This is a genomic window from Rhodanobacter thiooxydans (genome assembly GCF_030291135.1).
In the GTDB taxonomy this organism is placed as follows: domain Bacteria; phylum Pseudomonadota; class Gammaproteobacteria; order Xanthomonadales; family Rhodanobacteraceae; genus Rhodanobacter; species Rhodanobacter thiooxydans_A.
In genome coordinates, this window is sequence record NZ_CP127409.1 from 3,471,022 (window position 1) to 3,492,748 (window position 21,727).

Consider the following 21,727-nt stretch of genomic DNA (forward strand, 5'->3'; position numbering starts at 1 on the left):
TATGGCCTTTTTATCGATTCAACGGTGTGCCGTTCTGCTCGAAACCGAAGCGACACACGCTCATTTGCCAGGAACATCATGAACGAACAAACCCTCTCCGTGACCGGCATGACCTGCGCGGATTGTGCCCGGCATGTCGAAAAGGCACTCAAGACGCTCACCGACATCGTCGCGGCCGACGTCGCCTACCCGCAAGGCGTGGTGCATATCCGCAGCATCGAGCCCGTGAGTCTGGAGCAACTCAACGCGACCTTGCCGAAAAACTATCGCGTCGCTGCGGCCCCGCTATCGCACCCCGACTCATCCGCGGCCAAGCCGTCCAGGCTCAACCAAGCGTTGGACTCGTTGGGTGGTTTGTTCAAGCCCCGTGGCGATATCGGCGCCAAGCCCACCGATGCCGAACAGCGGCTGCGCATCGCCATCATCGGCACGGGCGGCGCCGCCATGGCGGCGGCACTCAAGGCCGCGGAACTCGGTGCTCACGTGACGGTCATCGAGCGCGGCACCATCGGCGGCACCTGCGTCAATATCGGCTGCGTGCCCTCGAAGATCATGATCCGCGCGGCGCACGTGGCGCATCTTCGTCGGACCAGTCCCTTCGATGCCGGCATCTCCAACACGATGCCGGTGATACGGCGTGACCGGCTGCTCGCCCAGCAGCAAGGCCGCGTCGACGAACTGCGTCACGCCAAGTACGAGGGCATTCTCGACACCAGCCCCAACATCCAGCTGCTGCGTGGCGAAGCGCGTTTCAAGGACGCACGCACGCTGATCGTCAAGTCGACGGCGGGGGATGAATCGGAGGTCTCCTTCGATCGCTGCCTCATCGCCACCGGTGCCAGCGCGGCGGTTCCGCCCATCCCGGGCTTGAAGGAAACGCCGTACTGGACGTCCACCGAGGCGCTGGTGAGCGGCGCCATGCCACCACGGCTCGCCGTCATCGGCTCGTCGGTGGTCGCCGTGGAACTGGCGCAGGCGTTTGCCCGGCTGGGCAGTCAGGTGACGATCCTGGCGCGTAGCACCTTGTTCTTCCGTGAAGATCCGGCGATCGGTGAGGCCATCACGATCGCGTTCCGCGCCGAAGGCATCAAGGTGCTGGAGCATACCCAAGCAAGCCGGGTCACCTATACGAACGGTGAATTCGTGCTCACGACCGAACACGGCGAAGTGCGCGCCGATCAACTGCTCGTCGCTACCGGCCGCACAGCCAATACGCGCGGCCTGGAGCTAGACTCAGCGGCCATCGCGGTCAATGCACAGAACGCCATCGTGATCGACCGCGGTATGCGCACCAATGTGTCGCACATCTACGCCGCTGGCGACTGCACCGACCAGCCGCAGTTCGTCTACGTGGCGGCGGCCGCCGGCACGCGCGCGGCCATCAATATGACCGGCGGTGAAGCAACCCTGGATCTCACGACCATGCCGGCGGTGGTGTTCACCGAGCCCCAAGTGGCGACCGTGGGCTACAGCGAAGCGGAGGCTCACCTGAAAGGTATGCAGACCGATAGCCGCACGCTTTCACTCGACAACGTGCCGCGGGCACTCGTCAACTTCGACACCCACGGGTTTATCAAGCTGGTCGCCGAGGCCGGCAGCGGCCGGCTCATCGGCGTGCAGGCGGTCACGCCCGAAGCGGGCGAGATCATCCAGGCTGCTGCACTTGCCATCCGGGCACGCATGACGGTGCAGGAACTCGCCGACCAGTTGTTCCCGTACCTGACGATGGTCGAGGGCTTGAAGCTGGCGGCACAGACCTTCACCAAGGATGTAACGCAACTTTCGTGTTGCGCGGGATAAATACGAGGCGACCATTGGACGTCGAAATCTCGATCATAGGCGTTGGAAAATCAGATTGAATTGAAATGGCCGTCACGCGTTACCAGCAACGATCCGCTTACCGTTAATTACTGGAGAGGCGCCATGGCCAAGCCATACGATCTTGTGGTGATTGGGACCGGAACAGCGGCCATGGTGGCTGCGAAGCGGATTCGCGCAGCCGGTTGGCGCGTTGCGGTTATCGATTGCCGTCCCTTCGGTGGCACCTGCGCCTTGCGTGGTTGTGATCCCAAAAAGATGCTCATCGGCGGTGTGGAGGCCACCGACCACGTCCGTCGGATGCAGGGCAAGGGCGTGGCCGGAAACGTCACGATCGATTGGCCCGATTTGATGGCGTTCAAGCGCAGCTTCACCGATCCCGTGCCGGCGAACCATGAACAGCGGTATCGCGAAAAAGGGATCGATACCTATCATGGGCAAGCCCGGTTCACGGGCCCCAACACCATCGCGGTCGGTGAGGATCGCCTCGATGCCAAACACGTAGTGATTGCCTCCGGTGCGGAGCCCGTCAAACTGCATATCCCGGGCGAAGAGCACCTGGTCACCAACGAGGACTTCCTGGCGCTGCCGGCGCTACCAAGACGCATCGTGCTCGTCGGTGGTGGCTACATCGCTGCCGAGTTCTCGCACATCGCGGCTCGCGCCGGTGCGCAGGTGACCATTCTTCAGCACGGCGCGCGCCTGTTGAATGGCTTTGACCCCGACCTCGTCGGCTGGCTCATGCCGGCGTTCGATATCCTCGGCGTGGATGTGCGTCTGGAAACCACGGTCACCGCGATCGAAAAAACAGCCGCCGGCTTCCGTGTGCGTTCAACTTCCCATGGTGAGACAACGACGATCGATGCCGATCTCGTCGTCCACGCCGCCGGGCGAGCGCCTGCACTGGAGTCGCTTGACCTCGAAGCGGCAGGGATCGCCAATGATCACGGCCGTCTGATTCTCAACGAATACCTGCAGAGCGTGTCCAATCCTGCCGTTTTCGCTGCGGGAGATGCCGCCCAGGTAGGGCCGCCGTTGACACCCGTATCGAGCCACGACGCCCACGTGGTGGCCGCCAATCTCCTCAAAGGCAATCATCGGCTACCTGATTATCGAGGTGTGCCGAGCGTCGTCTTCACCATCCCGCCCATGGCGACCGTGGGGCTGAGCGAAGCCAAAGCCCGCGAACAAGGGCTGAAGTTCACGATGAAATCGCAAAAGGCCTCAGACTGGTTCACGGCACGCCAAGCGGCCGAGCCCGTCTACGGATTCAAGGTGTTGGTGGACGAGGCTAGCGACCGCATTTTGGGTGCCCATCTCGTGGGTCCGCATGCAGAGGAGGTCATCAATCTCTTCGCACTAGCGATCCGCCACGATCTCACCGCTGCGGACCTGAAGAACACGATATTCGCCTACCCAACGGGCGCCTTCGACATTGGCTACATGGTCTGAGCGCACGTCTCGATCACTTTCGTGTTGGCGTTGCTGACCGACGTGCCTGACGTGATCTTGGGGCGATACGCGGGACGTTTTGAGCTATGCAGTCCGGACTTTACGCTTTGGTTTGGTGGCGGCAGTCGTTGGCTTGCATGAGGTCGTGGCGACTGCGCAGCTACCGCCGGAGTGACTGCAGCAATGGTCGGCGCGATAGTCAATCAGGTCGTTCATGGCTTCGATCGCGGGGGCGTAGTAGATGAAGCGGCCATTCTGCTGGCTGGTCACGAGACGCAACAGCTTCGATTCAGCTGGATGGCGGACGCGACACCGCTGCCGTCTTCGGCGATGCGAAGATGACGACGGCGCTGCTCGGGCACCTGAACACGTGAGCTGCGTTCAGTGTATGCCTTCCGCCCTCGTATTGGCCTCTTCCGGCGCGCTACTGAGCGGAATCTCCGCGCTGAACCATCCGATGGACAGCGCGGTCGCCAACGCTTGAACCATGACGAAGATGCCAAGCGCCATCCCGAACCCAAGCCGAAGCGCCTCGCCGAACAGGAGGCTACCCACGCCGAATCCAGCGAACAGTGCGAAGACGTTCAAGCCCATCGCCTGTCCCGGGCGCTTTCCTCCAAGCGCGGTGACGATGCCCCCGAAGAGGGGCTGCGTCATGTCGTAGCCGAGAGAAAGGACGGTCACGGCCACAATCGCGAGTATCAGGGGACCGTTGAAAATCAGGGTAGCGGCACCTAGGGCACCCAACCCGAGCCCGATGGGCAACAACCTGGCGCGCCCCCAGCGGTCGGCGGCCCGGCCGATCAGCGGGCCGAACAAGAAACCAGGAATCCCGTAGCCGAGCAGGGCTACACCAATCCCTACGGGGCCAAGACCGTAACGCTGCTCGAAATAGACACCGAGCCACGTGAAGACGCCAGAGTGAAAAATCGAATTGACGAAAACATAGCCATAAGTGCGCTGCCCCCGCGGAGTGCCGATGAGATCGCGATATCCGAGGAATAGCTCTCCCATCGTCTCGGGAACAGCCTTCCTCGTCGAGGAAATAAGTGAACGGTGGAGCAGCAACACCACGAACACACCCACGGCGGCCAAGGCGACCAAAACAAAGAGGCCGCGCCAACCAAGCAGAGGCTCCAGCACGGCACCGAAAGTCGAGCCGAAAGCCATGCCACCGGCCATCGCTCCGAACAGCCAGCCGAGGGGCCGTCCACGTTGTTCGTACGGATACAGGCTGCCGATGAGCACCAAGGCGAGCGGCACGACGCCACTGGCACCCAGGCCGGTCAGGGTACGCCACAGCGTCAGCTGCCCGATCGATTGCGCGCCTGCGGTGAGTGCCGTAAGCACCGCGAACATAGCCAGCGACGCAAAGATGAGACGCTGAATGCCGATTCGATCCGCAAGGAGCCCAAAGACCAGCGTCGCCACGCCGTAAGGGATGAGGTAGGCGGGAACAATCACGCCAATCGCTTGGACGGACGTTCCAAAGCTTGTCGACAGCACCGGAATGATCGGCGCCACCATGTAAGCCTGAAAAAAGATGATGAAGGTTGCCAGCGCGAGCGCCCTGAGCAGGCGTTCGCGTTCGTCGGTTGTGGTCAGCATCAGGCTTCGCCTATGTGCGCAATCAAATTCATTCGAGATGGGCTGTCTGGTTCGCTCTATGGGAAGCTCGTGTCCTTGACGTCAATTCAGCTCGCCAAAGCCGGTAACCAGAAGAAGTACGCATTGAGCATGTATAGCCCCATAGCAATGAGGGTCGCCGCACCGGCAATTTCGAAGACGCGACGGTAGGCCGAGACGAACCGGAGGTTCTCCAGCCAGCCCAGCGACCACGCACCCACGGCCAGCGGTACGGCACGCCCCAATGCAAAGGCCAGCAACAGCAGTGCGCCAAACCAGGGCGATCCGAGACTTGCTACCACCCCCAACAGCACGGCCAACGCCGGCGTGCATATCGGGCAGATCGCGATGGAAAAAGGGATACCCAGAAGGAACGCGCCGAAGGAACTGTTCGGGCGCTTCACTTTGAAGGTGAATGCTGGCAGCGGAATGCGTAGCCATCCCGGCCACATCAGTCCGAGTACGATCAGCACCGGACCGATCAGCACGCCCCACTTGCGATCCAGCAGCTTCTGCACGCCCAGGCCACCGAATCCGGCGACGAGGCCGAGCACGACATGGATCACGATCATCCCGAGAATGAACATGGCGGCGAAGACAAACGCCTGCCGGCTCGTGCGGGCTTTGGTCACATAGGCCAGCGAGACCGGGATGGCGGCTATCGCCACCGGATTGAAACTGAAAACGAGGCCCGCAAGAAAACTGGTCACGACGGCAGCCGTACCCGCGTGTTCAACAGCGAGGCGAAGCGAGTCGACGTCCACGTTAATTCACTTCCTTGCTGCGTTCGGAAAGTGCTGCACAGAGCTGCCATCGGGTGGGCAACGAGGTGAAGACGAGCTCGCCGTCGATGGCGACCGCCGGCAACGTCAGAACGCCCAATTGCACGGCGTAGTCCAGCTCATCGAGTACATTGAGTTCCCGCCAATCCAAGTCCGCGACGATCTCAAACGCAGCGGTCTTGAGGCCATCACGCGCCTCGGCACAGCGGTCGCAGCCAGGCGAGTAGAAAAGTTCGAGCTTCATGCAGTCATCGGCCAGTCGTCGTTGCAATGTTGGCTTTTTCCAGCCCAGCGAGGATCGGGCACTCGACGACGGGATGACTTTCCTCGCTGCAATCGTTGATCAGTTTGTCGAGTGCTTTCGACATCGACTTCATGAGCCGTATCTTGCCTTCGATCCGCAACTTTTTTTCGATGGCAAGTCGGCGCACGTCCCCACAGCAAGCGGCCTGCTCGGATCGCAATGCCAGCAGCTCGCGAATTTCGGCCAGCGTGAAACCACATTGCTGCGCCTGACGAATGAAGCCGACGCGTTGCACGGACTCTGGTCGGTAGAGCCGATAGCCGGCGCCGCTCTTCGCATCCGGTACGATCAATCCTTCCTGCTCGTAGTAACGCAGGGCCTCAGTGCTGATGGAGGCGAGGCCGGCCAATTTGCCGATCGTGAACATGATGATCTCGATGGTGATGGGCAATTAAAAAAAATAAGTGGTGACCGGCCGCGGAGCCTTTCGGCGACTCCCCGGCTGGTCACCCACCGGTTACGAGGACCGACCCAGACCCGCAACGCGCAGGATCGCTTCGTCGATCCCGCGTCCTTCACAGCAGGCCGCGAGCTTGCCATCGATGACCACGGCCGGCACCGATCGAATGCCGAGGGTCTTTGCCCGTTTGGCGGCGTTGATGTCCTTCATGTCGTGCACGGTGACCTCGCAGGACGAACAGGCCACACGCTCGACCAGCGCCACTGCCTCATCGCAGACTGCGCAGCCGGCACTGAATACTTCCACTTTGCGTTTCGTGTTCATGGTTTGCTCCTTGAATGGCTATCGCCCTCGACTCTCTCTCGGCGCGGCAACGAGGCGAACCGCTGTCGGGCCATATCGCGATAGTCCCAGGCTAAACCTTCAAGTTAACCCCAGAGTCAAGAGGTTTTATTGGATGCTCCTGCCGTAGGTACCATCACTTCTCTGGACCCACTACAACGCGCCCACGGACACGCCTAAACGTTCTTCTGAGTGATAGGCGGGCTCCACGCATCGATGGCGGAAGGCACTCTCCGAACGATGCGCGACAGGGCCTACGGCTCATGACGAAATTCCACCAACTCGCCCATCGAAGCTAAACCGTCTTCAAGCGTGGCCCGTGCCTTATGCGCGGAGAGAATTTCATCGATCCAAACGGATCCGCTTCTCCTTTCGCTGTAATAGGGTTTTCCCTTAGTGAGGGTGTCCTGCCCGCTGATCGCCTCGTTGCATGCCTGCTGAAATGGCGGCAGGCAGGATGCGACAGGCATGACGCCGGTGAAGTGCGTCGGCTGGATGTTGTAGCCACGCCCTGACCGCTCCGCCGTGGGCGCCGCGGAACATGCTTTGGCGGCCTTGTCGTCGTGTCCGTTCAGTCCGCGCGCCGCGCGTGATCGGTCCGCTTCGCCGTGCCCTGGGTCAGCTCGGCACGCACGCAGTGCGCGTCGATGATCGACGTTACCGTGGCATACCCCGCCACCGCGAACTGTTGGCGGGGCAGCCCTTTGTTGGGAACCACGAAGGATGTCCGCAGGACCTCCAGTCGCGCACCAACCGCCGGCAGCGGCGTGACTCGATAACAGACGTCCAAACGCTGGCCATCCACATGGCCAACCCAACCATCGGTGTAAGAATCGGCCGCGTACGCGACGCTACCCATGGTGAGGCCCGCGAGCAGCAGCGGGAGGCTGAGACAAGCAGCAAACGATTTCATGGTCGTTCTCCATAAATGACAACCGCAACAAACACCGCCACGCGCACGCATAACGTGCGTGGCGGTACTGCTTTCACGACCGCCGGCTGGCCCTCGACAGTTGGGGGCCAGCCGGCGACGTGGTCTGTCAACGTGCCGGACGGATCGCCGTCACCGTGCTGCCCGTGCTGGCCTGGTGGAAGGTGAATTGCACCTTATCGCCCACCTTCACGTGCGTCAGTAGCTCCGGCGAGGCCACCTTGAACGGCATCGTCATGGCCGGCCAGCCGATCGCGGCAATCGCCTCATGCTGCAGCGTGAGGGTGCCCTTGGCGGTGTCGACCGCCTTGACCACACCCACGCCCTGCACATCGGCGGGTGTGGCTTCGTGCATCCCAGCCATGCCCGGCATGTTGGGATCCATCTGCTGAGGGTTGGCAAACACCGGAGCAGTGAACAGCGCAGCGGTGATCGCGAGGGTGATGTATGGCATTTTCATGGGTCAGTTTCCTTGTGGGTTGGGGTGAAGTGTGGCGTTTGCCTTGCTGGCTTTACGCAGCCGATAACGAACCAGCAGGCGGTACGCTGCGGGTATAACGAGCATGGACAGCAAGGGTGCAGTGACCATGCCGCCGATCATCGGGGCGGCTATGCGCTGCATCACTTCCGAGCCGGCGCCATGGCCGAGCAGGATCGGAAACAGGCCGGCGAGGATCACCGCGACGGTCATCGCCTTCGGGCGCACGCGCTGCACGGCACCTTCGCGGATCGCTTCGTCCAGCGCTTCCGGGCCGGCGTGGGGATCGAGCGCCAGTTGGTGCTCCCAGGCATGGTGCAGGTAAAGCAGCATCACCACGCCGAATTCGGCAGCGACGCCCGCCAGCGCGATGAAGCCGATGATCGTGGCCACCGACACCGCATGCCCAAGCAGCCAGATCAGCCACAGGCCGCCGACCAGTGCCAACGGCACGCTGGCCATGATCAGCGCGGCTTCGCTCACGCGCCGGAACACGGCATAGATCAATAGAAAAATGATCACCAGCGCAATCGGCACCACCACCTTGAGTCTTTCCATGGCACTGGCCAGGTATTCGAACTGACCGGACCACGCCACGGTCGTACCCGGCGGCAATTTGACTTGCTGCGCCACCGCGCGTTGCAGGTTGGCCACCACCGTGCCCAAATCGCTGCCGGCCGTATCGACGTAGACATAGGTCGCCAATTGACCGTCCTCGCTTTTCAGCATGGACGGTCCTGCTTCAACGGCAATGTCAGCAACCTGGCCAAGTGTGATCTGTGCACCGTTGGCAGCGACGATCGGCAACTGCCGCAGCGCTCCGATGGAATCGCGCTCGGCACGCGGGTAGCGCACCACGATGGGGTAACGTTCGCGCCCTTCGACGGTCTGACCGATCGGATCGCCGCCGACCACGGTTGCGATCAGTTGCTGCACGCGCTCCTGGGTCAACCCGTAGCGCGCCGCGGCGTCGCGGCGGATGTGCACGTCGACGTAGCGGCCACTGGTCGGACGCTCGGCAATCGCCGAACTGACACCGGGCACGGTCTTCGCCACCGTCTCGATCCGATCGGCCACGATCTGCAGCGTGGCCAGATCGGTACCCAGCACCTTGATGCCGATCGGGCTCTTGATACCGGTGGAGAGCATATCGATGCGGTTGCGGATCGGCGGCACGAACAGGTTGGTCAGCCCCGGCACGCGCACGGCCTTGTCCAGTTCCGCCTTGATCTTGTCCATCGTCATGCCGGGCCGCCACTGGTCCTTCGGCTTGAAGGTGATCGCGGTCTCGAACATTTCCAGCGGCGCCGGATCGGTGGCCGTTTCGGCGCGCCCCGCCTTGCCAAACACATGATCAACCTCGGGCACGGTCTTGATCATGCGGTCGGTCAACTGCAGCAACTGCGAGGCCTTGCCAGCGGACAAGCCTGGCAGTGCGGTAGGCATGTACAACAACGTGCCTTCGTCCATCGCGGGCATGAACTCGCTGCCGAGCTTGGTCATCGGAATGACCGCGGTGAGCAGCAGCACACCGGCCAGCACCAGGGTCGCTTTCGGATAGCGCAGTACGGCTTCGAGGAGGGGCCGATAGCCATGGATCAAACCCCGGTTGAGCGGATTGTCGCGCTCGGCCCGGACGCGTCCGCGGATCAAATAGCCCATCAGCACCGGTACCAGGGTCACCGCCAGACCGGCCGCTGCCGCCATCGCATAGGTCTTGGTGAAGGCCAGCGGCTTGAACAGCTTGCCTTCCTGGCCCTGCAGCGCAAAGACCGGCACGAACGACAGCGCGATGATCAACAGGCTCACAAACAGTGCGGGCCCCACCTCGGCGGCGGCATCGCCGATCAGCGACCACCGCTGCGCACCTTGCGGTTCACGTCCGTCGTTCGCGTCACGCCAATGTTCCAGATGCTTGTGCGCGTTCTCGATCATCACGATCGCCGCATCCACCATCGCGCCGATCGCGATCGCGATACCGCTGAGCGACATCAGGTTCGCCGTGACGCCTTGCAGATGCAGGGCAATGAAAGCAACCAACACGCCCAGCGGCAGCGTGATCACGGCCACCAGCGCCGAGCGCAGGTGCCCAAGAAACAACACGCAGACCAGCGTCACCACCAGGAATTCTTCGAACAACTTGCTCCACAGGTTCTCCACCGCGGCGTCGATCAATTGCGAGCGGTCGTAGGTGGGCACGATCTCGACGCCGGCCGGCAGGCTGCGCTGCAGTTCCGCCAGTCGTGCTTTCACGGCGGCAATGGTGGCCTTCGCGTTCTTGCCCGTGCGCATCACGATGATGCCGCCGACCACTTCGCCTTGCCCGTCCAGTTCGGCGATGCCGCGGCGGAACGTCGGGCCACGGCGCACCGTGGCCACGTCGCGCAGCAGCACCGGGACGCCGCCGGCGTTGACGGTGATGGGCACGTTTTCGAAGTCCGTGCGGCTCTTCAGGTAGCCTTCGCTGCGCACCATCAGCTCCGCTTCGCCTTGTTCGATCACCGAACCGCCGTTGGCACCATTGGCGCTGCGCACGGCATCGACCAACTGCGCCACGGTGATTCCGCGCGCCGCCAGCGCCTGCGGATCGGGCACGATCTGCCACGCCCGCTCCATACCGCCCAACGTGGCCACCTCGGCGACATTCGGCACGGTCTTCAGCTGATAGCGCAGGAACCAATCCTGCAGCGCGCGCAACTGGCCGAGGTCGTGCTGGCCGGTGCGATCGACCAGCGCGTATTCGTAGATCCAGCCGAGCCCCGTGGCATCGGGGCCGAGGGCGGGCGTCACACCCGTCGGCAGGCGATCCCGTGCCTGGCTCAGGTACTCCAGGACACGCGAGCGTGCCCAGTACAAGTCGGTGCTGTCATCGAACAACACATCGACGTAGGAGTCACCGAAGAACGAAAAGGCGCGCACCGTCGTCGCGCCAGGCACCGAGAGCATGGTGGTGGCGAGCGGATAAGTGACCTGATCCTCGACCACCTGCGGCGATTGGCCCGGGTAGCTGGTGCGGATGATCACCTGGGTGTCGGACAGGTCGGGCAGCGCGTCGACCGGCGTGCGCGCCACCGAGAACATGCCCATCAGGGCCAAGGCCAGTGCAGCCAACAGCACAAACACCCGATGTGCGATCGCCGCGCGAATCAGGGCGGCGATCATGGTTTGCCTCCCATCGGCATGCCCGGCATCGGTGCACTTGCGGCCGGTACCGGTTTGGCGGTGGTGTCATTCAGACGTTCCAACGCACCGGACAGGCTCGCCTCCGAATCGATCAGGAATTGGCCGGAAACCACGACTTTCTCGCCCCCCGCGAGGCCGTCGAGAATTTCCGTATAGCCGCCGGCCGCACGCCCGATGCGCACCGATACGGCACGGAAATGGCCATCTCCCTCGGCGAGAATGACTCGCGTGTGGGTGCCCGTCGCGATCAGCGCGTCGTCCGGCACCACCGGTACGGCCGCGTCCGGAGTCGGGTTGAGTTGCACGGTAGCGAACATGCCCGGACTCAAGGCACCGTCGGGATTGTCGAGCACGATGCGCGCGCGCTGGGTGCGCGTCACCGCATCCACATCCGGCAGCAAGGTTTCCACGGTGCCGTGGAACGACCGACCCGGCAGCGCATCGACCGTGACCACCACCGGCGTGCCGCTGCGCACCGTACCCGCCGCGGCCTGCGGCAGGGCCGCCTCGATCCACACGGTGGACAGGCCATTCACTGTCATCAAGGTCTGACCAGCCGTGACGCGCTGGCCTTCACGCACATCCAGTGTCGTGACGACGCCCGCCTGCGGAGCGTGCAGTGTGATCGCCGCACCCGCACCATGACGCGATGACTGAATATCTGCCGGAGTCAGACCCAGCACCTGCAGGCGTTGCCGCGCTGCGGAGCGCAGCTCGCGCGCGTCGGCGGACCGCGCCTGCTCCAGCGCGCGATATTCCGCCAGCGCACTATTCCATTGCGGCGCCAGCAATTCGGCCAGTGGCTCACCCGCTTTGACCTCGGTGTACGGTGCGCGTACGTCCAGCTTGCTCACCACCGCATCAACGCGGGCACTGATGATGGTGGCTTGGCGCAGATTCCAGGTGATGGTTCCTGGCACCCGGATGGCCGAAGCCAGCACCCGCCGCTCCACCGGAGCCGTGCGAACGCCCAGGTTCTGTACCGTCGCCGGATCGATCCGGACGATATCCTTGGCCGCCCCTTCATCGGCATACTTGGGCACCATCTGCATGCCCATCGGCGACAGGCCCGGCTTGTCGAAGTGTTGCTGCGGCACCATTGTGTCGTACCAATACAGGACTTTTTTACCACCGGCTTCCGGTGCGGATGCCGCGTTGCCAGCCGACGCCGACGCCGGCGCACGCGAGCGGCCGCCGAGATAGCCAACCACCAGCAGTACCGCCACGAGCAAGACGCCGGCGAAAATCATCAGGGCAGGTTTCACGGGCGCACGCTTCATGGCATCGTCTCCGAATTGGGTAGCAGATAGGCCAGCGCGGCCCACAGGCGCGCATGGGTCGCCAGCGCCTCGGCGTAGGCCAGCCGCTGTTCGATTTCATCGCGACGGGCATCGAGCCACGGCTGCAGTGCACCACCACCGCGGTAGCTGGCCAGCGCCGTGCGTGCACGATCCCGTGCGAGTGGCAGCAACGTGTCCTGATAGCGCTGGACTTGTCGTCCCCAACCCTGCCAATTCACCACCGCACGCGCCACCGCTTCGCGCTGGGCGCGACGCGCATCTTCGTGATCGGCCTGCACCGCATCCCATTGCGCCTGCTTGGCGCTGATTCCGCGATCCTGCCGGTTGCGCGTGAACAACGGCAGGCTCACACCCACCTGCAAGGTCACCATGTCCGAGAGATACGGTGCACGGCGGCCATAGTCCACCGACACGTTCCAATCGGGGTGTTTGGCAGCCCGTGCCCGGGCGAGTGCGGCCTCAGCTACCTGTTCGCGCGCTTGCCACACGCGCATGGGCGCCTGCTGATCAATGGCTTGCTCAAGCAGGGCTGGCGCTACCGGCAGCACCTCGAAATCAGGCGCGTCGGCCACGGTGGCCGCGTCCTCACCAAGCCAACGCTGCAACCCCGCACGTGCTGCGGCGAGGTCGGCGTCAACGGCCTCCAGTCGGTTGTCCAGTGTGGCCGCATCCGTGCGCGCCGCCAGCGCGTCGGTGGCGCTGCCGTCCCCGCCACGCAGCCGCGCCTGCGCGATCTGCACGGCTAATGCGCTTTCGTCGCGCAACTCGCCCAGCAGCGCACGCTTCTGTTGTGTGGCCCATACCTCGATCCACGCATCGGCAATGCGTTCGCGCACCGTTTGGGCCGCGCCGACGTAATCGGCTTCGGACGCATCAATCTGCGCCGCGGCCAAACCGCGCTCGGCGTCGCGCGCCGCTCGCGATGGAATCGTCTGCATCACGCCCACGGTGCGCATGGTCATGCCGTCCGAGCGCAGGCTGAAAGCCCCCGGACTGGTGACAGGGAAATTGGAAAGCCCGAGCGTCAGGGTGGGATCCGGCAACTGCCCGGCACGCGCGCCTTCCTCGCGGGCTGCCGCCGTATCGGCGGTACGCGCTTCAAGTTGTGGCGCCCGCGCCAAGCCTTGCCGAACGGCCGCCTCAAGCGTCAGCGGTGGCTCGATGGCACAGGCCGTCGTGGCCAAGGCCCCCAACAGGAGCGCGGCCAGACCCGACACCATCAGGCGCCGGGCAAAGTGAAAGGACAACATGGGTGAATACTCCGTCAATCTGTGGTTTACGTCGCGCCATGCAGGCGCGACGCCACGTACGTCAATGCCGCAACGTGTCAGATCAGATCAGGAGTGAGCAGAACAACAGCATGGGCGGAGGTGGTGGCGCGCGCAGATGCCCGGCACGTTGGAGCGCGCGATTCGATGGCAGCGCAACGACGGCGGGCGTCATCAGCATCGATGGCATTGCCGGCAATACGCTCAATGGCACCGCCGCCGTATGCGCTTCAACCTGCGTCGCGTGATCGGGCGTGCAATGCTTTTGGCACAGCGGGTTGGCGGGGGCATCCTGATTCTGCGTACAACCACCGTCCATGCCCGGCATCGAAGTCATCAGCGCAGCCGCCGGTGTCGCTTCGGGGACCGTCGGACAAACGTAGGCAGCCAGTGCCGTCTGCTGCCAAAGCATCAGCAGCGTCACCAGCCAGATAAGGCGGCGACGTGTGGTGCGATGCATGCGGAAAGGGCGGGCCATAGGCAACACTATATCTCCAAAATACCAAGAATTTCATTGACCTGAATCAACTACAGATTGTCGGCCCGGTCTCCTTCGCTGTTCTCGCCGGCCAACCCCGGCCCTCCTGGAGAACGGGGTGGTCGCCAGCGCCGGGCGTGAGGAAGGAAACACATGGTGGCGTACTCCCGCGTGCCGGTGAAGGCATCGAGTTGGGTTCGCTTTGCTCCACTCGCCGGCGTTGATCATCTCAGTCATGCCGCTTTCGGCCCAGCCGCAATGCGTTGGCAACCACCGACACGGAGCTCAAACTCATCGCCAAAGCGGCGACCATCGGGCTAAGCAACAGGCCTGTCAGGGGGTACAGCACGCCTGCCGCGATCGGTACGCCCAGTGCGTTGTAGAGGAACGCAAAGCCCAAGTTCTGCTTCATGTTGGTCACGGTATCGTTGGAGATCGACCGTGCCCGCACGATGCCACGTAAGTCGCCCTTCACCAGTGTCACCTGCGCACTCGACATCGCCACGTCGGTACCGGTGCCCATCGCGATGCCGACATCGGCTCCGGCAAGCGCAGGTGCGTCGTTGATCCCGTCGCCGGCCATCGCGACCCTGTGTCCCTTGGCTTGCAGCTGTTGTACAAGGTCGATTTTGTCCTTCGGGCGGACCTCGCCATGAACTTCGTCGATGCCCAAGGTGCGTGCGACCGCACGAGCCGTGGTGACGCCGTCGCCGGTGGCCATCACGATTTTCAGGCCCGCACCGTGCAGCGCCGCGATGGCGTCGGTGGTGGTGGCCTTGATCGGGTCGGACACCGCGAGCAGGCCCGCCAGGACGCCATCCACCGCCAGATACATCACGCTGGCGCCGGCTCGGCGCAGCTCTTCGGCCGGGATGGAAAGAACGGAGGCATCGACCCCGACCTCGTGCATCAGCGCGGTATTGCCGATCGCCAGGATGGAGCCACCCACCTTGCCGCGTACCCCAATACCGGTGGATGACTCGAAGCTCTCCGGCGTTTCCAGCGTCAGGTCACGACGGCGGGCTTCCGCGACGATCGCGTCGGCCAGTGGGTGCTCGCTGCCCTGATCGAGGCTGGCCGCCAGGCGCAGCACCTCCTGCTCGGTGAACCCTTCGGCCGCGAGCGCGCTGTGGAACGCCGGGCGTCCCTCGGTCAGGGTTCCGGTCTTGTCCACGATCAGGGTGTCGATCTTGCGGAGGTTCTCAATCGCCTCGGCATCGCGGAACAACACGCCTTCCCCGGCGGCGCGGCCGGTCGCCACCATGATCGACATCGGCGTGGCCAGTCCTAGCGCGCAGGGGCAGGCGATGATCAGTACCGAGATCGCGTTGAGAACCGCGAACGTCCACGACGGCTCCGGGCCGAACAGCCCCCACACGAAGAATGTCGCGACGGCGGTCGCCAGGACCGCCAGCACGAACCAGAAAGCCACCTTGTCGGCCATGCGCTGCATCGGTGCGCGCGAGCGTTGCGCCTGCGCGACCAGTTGCACGATCTGCGACAGCACCGTCGCCGAACCGACTTTCTCTGCCCGGATCACCAGGCTGCCGGTGCCGTTGAGGGTTGCGCCGATCACGCTGGAGCCGATGGTCTTTTCGACCGGGACAGGCTCCCCGGTCAGCATCGACTCGTCGACATGGGAGCGCCCTTCGATCACTTCGCCGTCCACCGGCACCTTTTCACCCGGGCGTACCCGCAGGCGGTCACCGACGTGGACGTGGCCGAGTTCGACATCCTCCTCGCCGCCATCGTCGCGCAGGCGGCGTGCGGTCTTTGGCGCCAGCCCCAGCAGGGCCTTTAGGGCGGCTGATGTCTTCGAGCGGGCACGCAGCTCGAGTAGCTGGCCGAGCAGTGTCAGCGAGACGATCACCGCAGCGGCTTCGAAGTAGACGCCCACGCGGCCGTGTTCGTGGAACGACTCGGGGAACAGACCCGGTGCAATGGTAGCCACGATGCTGTAGCCGAACGCCGCCGCCACGCCAATGCCGATCAGGGTCCACATGTTGGGACTGAGGTTGCGGACCGACTGTACGCATCGAACGAAGAATGGCCAGCCAGCCCACACCACCACCGGCGTGGTCAGTATCAGCTCGATCCAGGTTCGGGTGTCCACCGGTAACCAGGGGAAGTGGTGGCCGAACATCGCCAGCACGAGCACCACCAGCGTCGCCGGCAAGGTCCACCAGAAGCGGTGGCTGAAATCACGCAGTTCGGGATGGTCCTCATCGTCCAATCCCGGCATCTCCGGTTCCAGCGCCATGCCGCAGATCGGGCAGATGCCGGGGCCGTCCTGGCGCACCTGCGGATGCATCGGGCAGACATACATCGTTCCCGCCGGTGCCTGCGCGGGGGCGTCATCGGGTCGCCGGGTCAGATATTTGGCCGGATCCGCCACGAAGCGTTCCAGGCAGCGCGCCGAGCAGAAATGGTGCGTTACCCCTTCATGGTCGGCGTGATGGGCGGTCTGATCCGGGTCGACCTGCATGCCACAAACCGGATCGACCGCGGCTGTCCCTACGCCGAGGTGGGTGCCATGTCTGTTGTCGGCGCCCGTGTGGTGATGGTGGGTGTTCATGCATCCTCCCGTGACAACGGCAATGGCTTGACGTTGATCGACGTATCAATACGCGTGGCGAGCGAAGGCGGAAGTGGTGCCGTCGTGGGCAACAAGCTCGACAACATAGGGCTGGACGCTGCCATCGGGCATCTCCATGCCCGGTGAGCCAGCCGGCATGCCCGGCACGACGAGGCCCTTGGCATCGGGCTTTTCAGCCAGGAGACGCTTGATGTCCAGCGCCGGCACATGACCTTCGACGAAATAGCCGCCCACTTCGGCGGTATGGCACGAACCCTTGCTGGCCGGAACGCCGACGCGACTTTTCACCGGGTCGAGGTTGTCGACATTGCGCACGTCGACGCTGAAGCCGGCGGCGCGCATTTGATCGACCCATGCGCCACAACATCCGCAACTGGCGTTCTTGTGCACCAGCATGACCGGAAGCGACCCGTCCCGTGAGCTTGCTGTTGCGGCATGGATTGTCGCCGGGGATGGCTGGCTGGACTGCGCATCGACGGGGTGGGTGCAGGCACCAAGCACGCTGAAGGAAACAACCGAGATTGCTGAGAACAAAACGTTTCTTGCATTCCTGACTGAGATGCTCATTCGCTTCACGGTCATTCTCCCGGTATCGGTGCGGATTGCCACTGGATGGACACGATCTTCCAGTCCTTGCCGTCCTTCTTGAGGTTGAGCAGCTCGCGGCTGCGCAACGTGGTCGATTTGCCTTTGGCCGTGGCCTGGATGTCGCTCTCGCTACCGACCATGGCGGTGTCGCCCATTGGCATCGAACCCAGCGAGACCGGCGTGATCTTCGCACCCTTCAGGAACGCGATGTCTTCACCCAAGTGGCCATTTGCATATTCGTCGTGCGTCTGCGTATGGCCGCCTTCGCTGATGGTGACTTCGGGTGCTAGTAGCGCGAGCACGGCCGCGCGATCACCGCGCTGCAACGCCGTCTGGAACCCCTGCGCCACCGCTTCGGCCGCGGGTGCCGCCTTCGGCTTCATTCCGTCCAGCGAAAACGGGGCTTCGGCTGCGGGCGCGGCGGCTGCCTCATGATCGTGACCATCTTCCGCAGCCGCATCATGGCTGTGACCGGCTTCACTTGACATATCCATGCCCTTCATGTCGGCGGCACCGTGGGCGTCCTCATCGGCCGCCCCGCCATGACTGTGGCCACCCTCGTCGTCCATGTCGTGATCCGCGGGAGCCCTAGCCACCATGTCCTTGTATTGCGCCGGCGTCATGTCGGGCAGCTTCTGCAGAAACGCGACCATGCTCCACATCGTCGGGTCGTCATGGCTGCCACCCCATGCGGGCATCGCGCTCATCTTGATGCCGTGCTTGATGATCCAGAACGCTTCCTTCGGCTCCACCCGCACCTGCGACAGGTTCGGCGGTTGCGGGTACAGACCCGGGCGTATCTCCGAGTCCTTCATGCCGGGCTTGAGATGGCAACCGGTGCACATCGCTGCGTATTGACCGGCGCCCTTGAGTATCAACTGCGGATCGTTGAGGTCAGGCACGACGATGTCCTTGGAGCGCGCATGAATGGAGTTTTCACGCAGGGTCTGCAGTACCGCGAACACAGGCTTGGTGTGATGGTCGTCGGCGCCGATGTTGTAGATGCCGGAGTAGACAAACGCGCCCGCGCCGATGGCCAGCACGCCCAGAACGACGGCAACCGTGATGCTGTGATGCTTGATGTGTTGCTTCATGATGTTTCTCCTCAAAACCAGATGCGAACGCCGGCAACGATTTGCCGATCGAGGACGGGTTGATGATCCTGCCGCGCGTAGTCGGCGCTGGTGCCGATGCGACGCACCCAGTTCACCCCGATGTACGGTGCGAACTGCCGGCGGATCTCGTAGCGCAGGCGCAGGCCAAACTGCACGTCGGAGACACCGCTGCCGATCCGACGCTGCGGATCGTCCTTGCCGTAGAGATTGACCTCCGCTTCCGGCTGCAGGATCAACCGCTGCGTGAACAGCAACTCGTACTCAGCCCGCAGGCGCGCAGCCGTGCGCCCGTTGGCGCCCACATAGCCGGTCGCTTCCAGTTCGAACCAGTACGGTGCCAGGCCCTGCACGCCGAAGGCCGCCCAACTACGGTTCGGCCCCTCACCGAGTTCTTGGCGTACACCGAGCTGAGTGCTCCAAAACGTGGCGATGTTGTGGTTCCAGAACGCCTCCAGGTCACCGTCTTCCAGCTTGCCGCGACTGCGCTCGCCTTCGGTGCGTACCCACAGCTTGTTCTCGTCGTTGCCGTACCAGCCCTGGGCTTCCCAGCTCTGGCCGTTGGCATCGCGGCCGTGGAACGCCTCCAGTTGATCGATCAGCAGCATGCCGAACGGCGCGCTGCCGTGCATGTGCAACCCCTGTACGGGGCTACCCGCGTCACCATCGGAATAATCGCCACTGCGCGCATCCGCAGGCGCGCTGCCACCCTGCATCGGTCCCATCGTCATGCCCGGCATCGCGCCCATGTCGGCCATGTCGCCTTGTCCCTTTTTGGGCATCGCGCCGTGATCCGTGCCGGCCATGCCACTGTGGTCCATCCCTTGCATCGCTCCCGAACTCATGCCGGGCATCGACGAGTGATCCATCCCCGACATGTCACCGATGGGTGCCGCCGATGCGGCAGGCTTGGCGGGCATCGGCATGGCCGACATCGCGCCGTGGTCCATGCCTGGCATGGTGCTGTGACCCATGCCCTTCATACCGTCCATGTCGTGGGAAGCGGGAGTCGACGGGGCCGGGATGGACTTCTTTACGGCCTTCTCGGCGGGCGCTTTTGTTGCCGGCTTCGCGGTACTGCTCGCAGTGGCTGGCATGGTCATACCGGGCATACTGCCGTGATCCATGCCTGGCATGGAGCTTATGTCCATCGATGATGTGCTGCTGGACGCGGGCGCGCTCTGTGCTGTGGCTGCCAGTGGCAACGCCAGCAGCAGCGCGGCCAGCAATACCGAACGGTGCGGAACAGTTGAGGTGTCGGGACGATTCATGTTCATGACACGACCACCTCGCGGAACATGCCCGCTTCCATGTGATACAGCAGATGACAGTGGTACGCCCAGCGGCCGGGGTTGTCGGCGGATACCGCATAGGTGACGCGCTGCGCCGGTTGCACGTTGATGGTGTGTTTGCGCACCTGAAATTGGCCGTCCGGATTCTCCAGCTCGCTCCACATGCCGTGCAGATGAATCGGGTGGTTCATCATGGTGTCGTTGACCAGCACGATGCGCAGGCGCTCGCCGCTGTTGAAGTGCACCGGTTTGGCGTCGGAGAACTTCACGCCGTCGAACGACCAGATGAAACGTTCCATGTTGCCGGTGAGGTGCAGCTCGATCTCGCGACCGGGTTCGCGCGTGTCGATCGGGCCGCCGATGGTGTGCAGGTCGGCGTAGGTCAGCACGCGGCGGCCGTTGTCGCGCAGGCCGATGCCCGGATCGTCGAGGTTGGTGCGCGGCATGTCGACATGCATGTCCACGCCGGGGCCGTATTCGGTACGGGCGTGGCGCACCACGGGTGCGGGTGCAGCCGCCATGCCGGCCATGTTGCCGTGATCCATGCCGGCGTGATCCATGCCGGGCATCGCCGCGCCCGCGCCATGGCTGCTGTCGTGACCCATGCCGTCCATCGACATCGCGCCCATCATGTCCTGCATGCCGAGCCACACGCGTTTGTCCATCGCCGGCACATCGGCGAGCATGCCCGCACGCGGTGCCAGCGTGCCGCGCGCATAGCCGGTGCGGTCGATGGATTGGGCAAACAGCGTGTATGCACGCTCGTCCTGCGGTTCGACGATGACGTCATAGGTCTCCGCCACCGCGATGCGGAATTCGTCGACCGCCACCGGCTGCACGTCCTGGCCATCGGCCGCGATCACCGTCATCTTCAAGCCGGGGATGCGCACGTCGAAAAAGGTCGATGCCGAGCCATTAATGAAACGCAACCGAATTTTTTCACCTGGCCGGAAGATGCCGGTCCAGTTGCCGGCCGGCGCGGCACCATTCATCAGGTAGGTGTAGGTGTAACCGGAAACGTCGCCCAGATCCGTCGGGTTCATGCGCATCTCGTTCCACATCTTGCGCATCGCCAAGGCTTGACTCAGCCCCTTCTCGCGCACGTCGCGCAAGAAATCCGGCACCGTCGGCTGCGCGAAGTTGTAGTAGTCGCTCTGCTTCTTGAGCTTGGCGTAGATGCGCTCGGGATCCTCATCGGTCCAGTCGCTCAGTATCACTACGTAGTCGCGATCGGTCGGATGGCGATCCGGGCCCGCCGGTTCGATCACCAGTGGGCCATACAGCCCAGTCTGTTCCTGAAAACCCGAATGTGAGTGGTACCAATAGGTGCCCGACTGGCGCACCTTGAACTGGTAGAGAAACGTTTCGCCGGGGGCAATGCCGTCGAAACTGATGCCCGGCACACCATCCTCCTGAAACGGCAGGATGATGCCGTGCCAATGGATCGAGGTCGGCACGCGCAAGCGGTTGGTGACGCGCAGGTTCACCGTGGTGCCTTCCTTCCAACGCAGGATCGGGCCGGGGATACCGCCGTTGACGGTGGTGGCCAGGCGCGTGGCGCCGGTGTAGTTGACCGGCGTCTCGGCAATATCCAGCGCGAAGTCGGTACCGCTCAACACCGTGGGGTGGCCGGGGCTGGTCAGCGCCCAGACGTTCGAGGGGCGCAGCAGGCCCAAGCCGGCCACCGCGCCACCGATGGCCACGCCTTGGACGAAGCGACGCCGCGACAAATCTGCCGGGGGCGGGGAAAACAGGTTCATGGGATCTCTCCAGGGC

Annotated in this window: 18 protein-coding genes; 2 read left to right on the forward strand and 16 right to left on the reverse strand. The window is 63.6% G+C overall.

What is annotated here, in order from left to right; all coding sequences use genetic code 11:
- Nucleotides 1–78: 78 nt before the first annotated feature.
- Together merA and QQA13_RS15965 are read left to right on the forward strand one after the other, a co-directional pair.
- Nucleotides 79–1,800 (forward strand): mercury(II) reductase, encoded by a 1,722-nt coding sequence (gene merA, locus QQA13_RS15960; protein ID WP_108471277.1) that lies wholly within the window; start codon nucleotides 79–81, stop codon nucleotides 1,798–1,800.
- Nucleotides 1,801–1,923: 123 nt separating this feature from the next.
- Nucleotides 1,924–3,270 (forward strand): dihydrolipoyl dehydrogenase family protein, encoded by a 1,347-nt coding sequence (locus QQA13_RS15965; protein ID WP_108471276.1) that lies wholly within the window; start codon nucleotides 1,924–1,926, stop codon nucleotides 3,268–3,270.
- 381 nt (nucleotides 3,271–3,651) lie between these two features.
- On the opposite strand, the gene QQA13_RS15970 is transcribed toward QQA13_RS15965, so the two are convergent.
- The 16 genes from QQA13_RS15970 to QQA13_RS16045 form a co-directional block, all read right to left on the reverse strand.
- Nucleotides 3,652–4,878 (reverse strand): MFS transporter, encoded by a 1,227-nt coding sequence (locus QQA13_RS15970; protein ID WP_108471275.1) that lies wholly within the window; start codon nucleotides 4,876–4,878, stop codon nucleotides 3,652–3,654.
- An 86-nt stretch (nucleotides 4,879–4,964) separates the two neighbouring features.
- Nucleotides 4,965–5,660 (reverse strand): cytochrome c biogenesis CcdA family protein, encoded by a 696-nt coding sequence (locus QQA13_RS15975; RefSeq protein WP_108471274.1) that lies wholly within the window; start codon nucleotides 5,658–5,660, stop codon nucleotides 4,965–4,967.
- A gap of 1 nt (nucleotide 5,661) precedes the next feature.
- The gene (locus QQA13_RS15980) at nucleotides 5,662–5,922 is read right to left on the reverse strand and encodes a thioredoxin family protein (protein ID WP_108471273.1); all 261 of its coding nucleotides are present in this window, start codon (nucleotides 5,920–5,922) and stop codon (nucleotides 5,662–5,664) included.
- A 4-nt stretch (nucleotides 5,923–5,926) separates the two neighbouring features.
- Complete coding sequence (locus QQA13_RS15985; RefSeq protein ID WP_108471289.1) at nucleotides 5,927–6,349, reverse strand: heavy metal-responsive transcriptional regulator; 423 nt, start codon at nucleotides 6,347–6,349, stop codon at nucleotides 5,927–5,929.
- Nucleotides 6,350–6,439: 90 nt separating this feature from the next.
- The gene (locus QQA13_RS15990) at nucleotides 6,440–6,706 is read right to left on the reverse strand and encodes a thioredoxin family protein (RefSeq protein ID WP_108471272.1); all 267 of its coding nucleotides are present in this window, start codon (nucleotides 6,704–6,706) and stop codon (nucleotides 6,440–6,442) included.
- Between the two features lie 589 nt (nucleotides 6,707–7,295).
- A complete protein-coding gene (locus tag QQA13_RS15995; RefSeq protein ID WP_108471271.1) occupies nucleotides 7,296–7,637 on the reverse strand; it encodes a hypothetical protein in 342 nt (113 codons plus the stop codon).
- Nucleotides 7,638–7,764: 127 nt separating this feature from the next.
- On the reverse strand, nucleotides 7,765–8,109 hold the full coding sequence (locus QQA13_RS16000) for a copper-binding protein (protein ID WP_234411306.1): 345 nt from the start codon (nucleotides 8,107–8,109) through the stop codon (nucleotides 7,765–7,767).
- A gap of 9 nt (nucleotides 8,110–8,118) precedes the next feature.
- Nucleotides 8,119–11,295 carry an efflux RND transporter permease subunit gene (locus QQA13_RS16005; protein WP_108471269.1) on the reverse strand — a complete coding sequence of 1,059 codons (3,177 nt, stop codon included), beginning with the start codon at nucleotides 11,293–11,295 and terminating at the stop codon, nucleotides 8,119–8,121.
- Nucleotides 11,292–12,596: an efflux RND transporter periplasmic adaptor subunit gene (locus tag QQA13_RS16010; RefSeq protein ID WP_234411305.1), complete on the reverse strand. Its 1,305-nt coding sequence runs from the start codon at nucleotides 12,594–12,596 to the stop codon at nucleotides 11,292–11,294. Before QQA13_RS16010 ends, QQA13_RS16005 begins: the two co-directional genes overlap by 4 nt.
- Entirely contained in the window at nucleotides 12,593–13,867 is a 1,275-nt protein-coding gene (locus QQA13_RS16015; protein WP_108471268.1) for a TolC family protein, read from the reverse strand. The genes QQA13_RS16010 and QQA13_RS16015 overlap by 4 nt, the downstream gene beginning before the upstream one ends.
- Nucleotides 13,868–13,949: 82 nt before the next feature.
- A complete protein-coding gene (locus QQA13_RS16020; protein ID WP_234411304.1) occupies nucleotides 13,950–14,345 on the reverse strand; it encodes a hypothetical protein in 396 nt (131 codons plus the stop codon).
- A gap of 247 nt (nucleotides 14,346–14,592) precedes the next feature.
- A complete protein-coding gene (locus QQA13_RS16025; RefSeq protein ID WP_108471266.1) occupies nucleotides 14,593–16,938 on the reverse strand; it encodes a heavy metal translocating P-type ATPase in 2,346 nt (781 codons plus the stop codon).
- 45 nt (nucleotides 16,939–16,983) lie between these two features.
- Nucleotides 16,984–17,526 (reverse strand): DUF411 domain-containing protein, encoded by a 543-nt coding sequence (locus QQA13_RS16030; protein ID WP_343230547.1) that lies wholly within the window; start codon nucleotides 17,524–17,526, stop codon nucleotides 16,984–16,986.
- 11 nt (nucleotides 17,527–17,537) lie between these two features.
- Nucleotides 17,538–18,641 carry a c-type cytochrome gene (locus QQA13_RS16035; RefSeq protein WP_108471264.1) on the reverse strand — a complete coding sequence of 368 codons (1,104 nt, stop codon included), beginning with the start codon at nucleotides 18,639–18,641 and terminating at the stop codon, nucleotides 17,538–17,540.
- 11 nt (nucleotides 18,642–18,652) lie between these two features.
- Nucleotides 18,653–19,936, reverse strand: coding sequence for a copper resistance protein B (locus QQA13_RS16040; RefSeq protein WP_234411303.1), 1,284 nt, complete (start codon nucleotides 19,934–19,936; stop codon nucleotides 18,653–18,655).
- The gene (locus QQA13_RS16045; protein ID WP_108471263.1) at nucleotides 19,933–21,711 is read right to left on the reverse strand and encodes a copper resistance system multicopper oxidase; all 1,779 of its coding nucleotides are present in this window, start codon (nucleotides 21,709–21,711) and stop codon (nucleotides 19,933–19,935) included. Before QQA13_RS16045 ends, QQA13_RS16040 begins: the two co-directional genes overlap by 4 nt.
- Nucleotides 21,712–21,727: the final 16 nt, after the last annotated feature.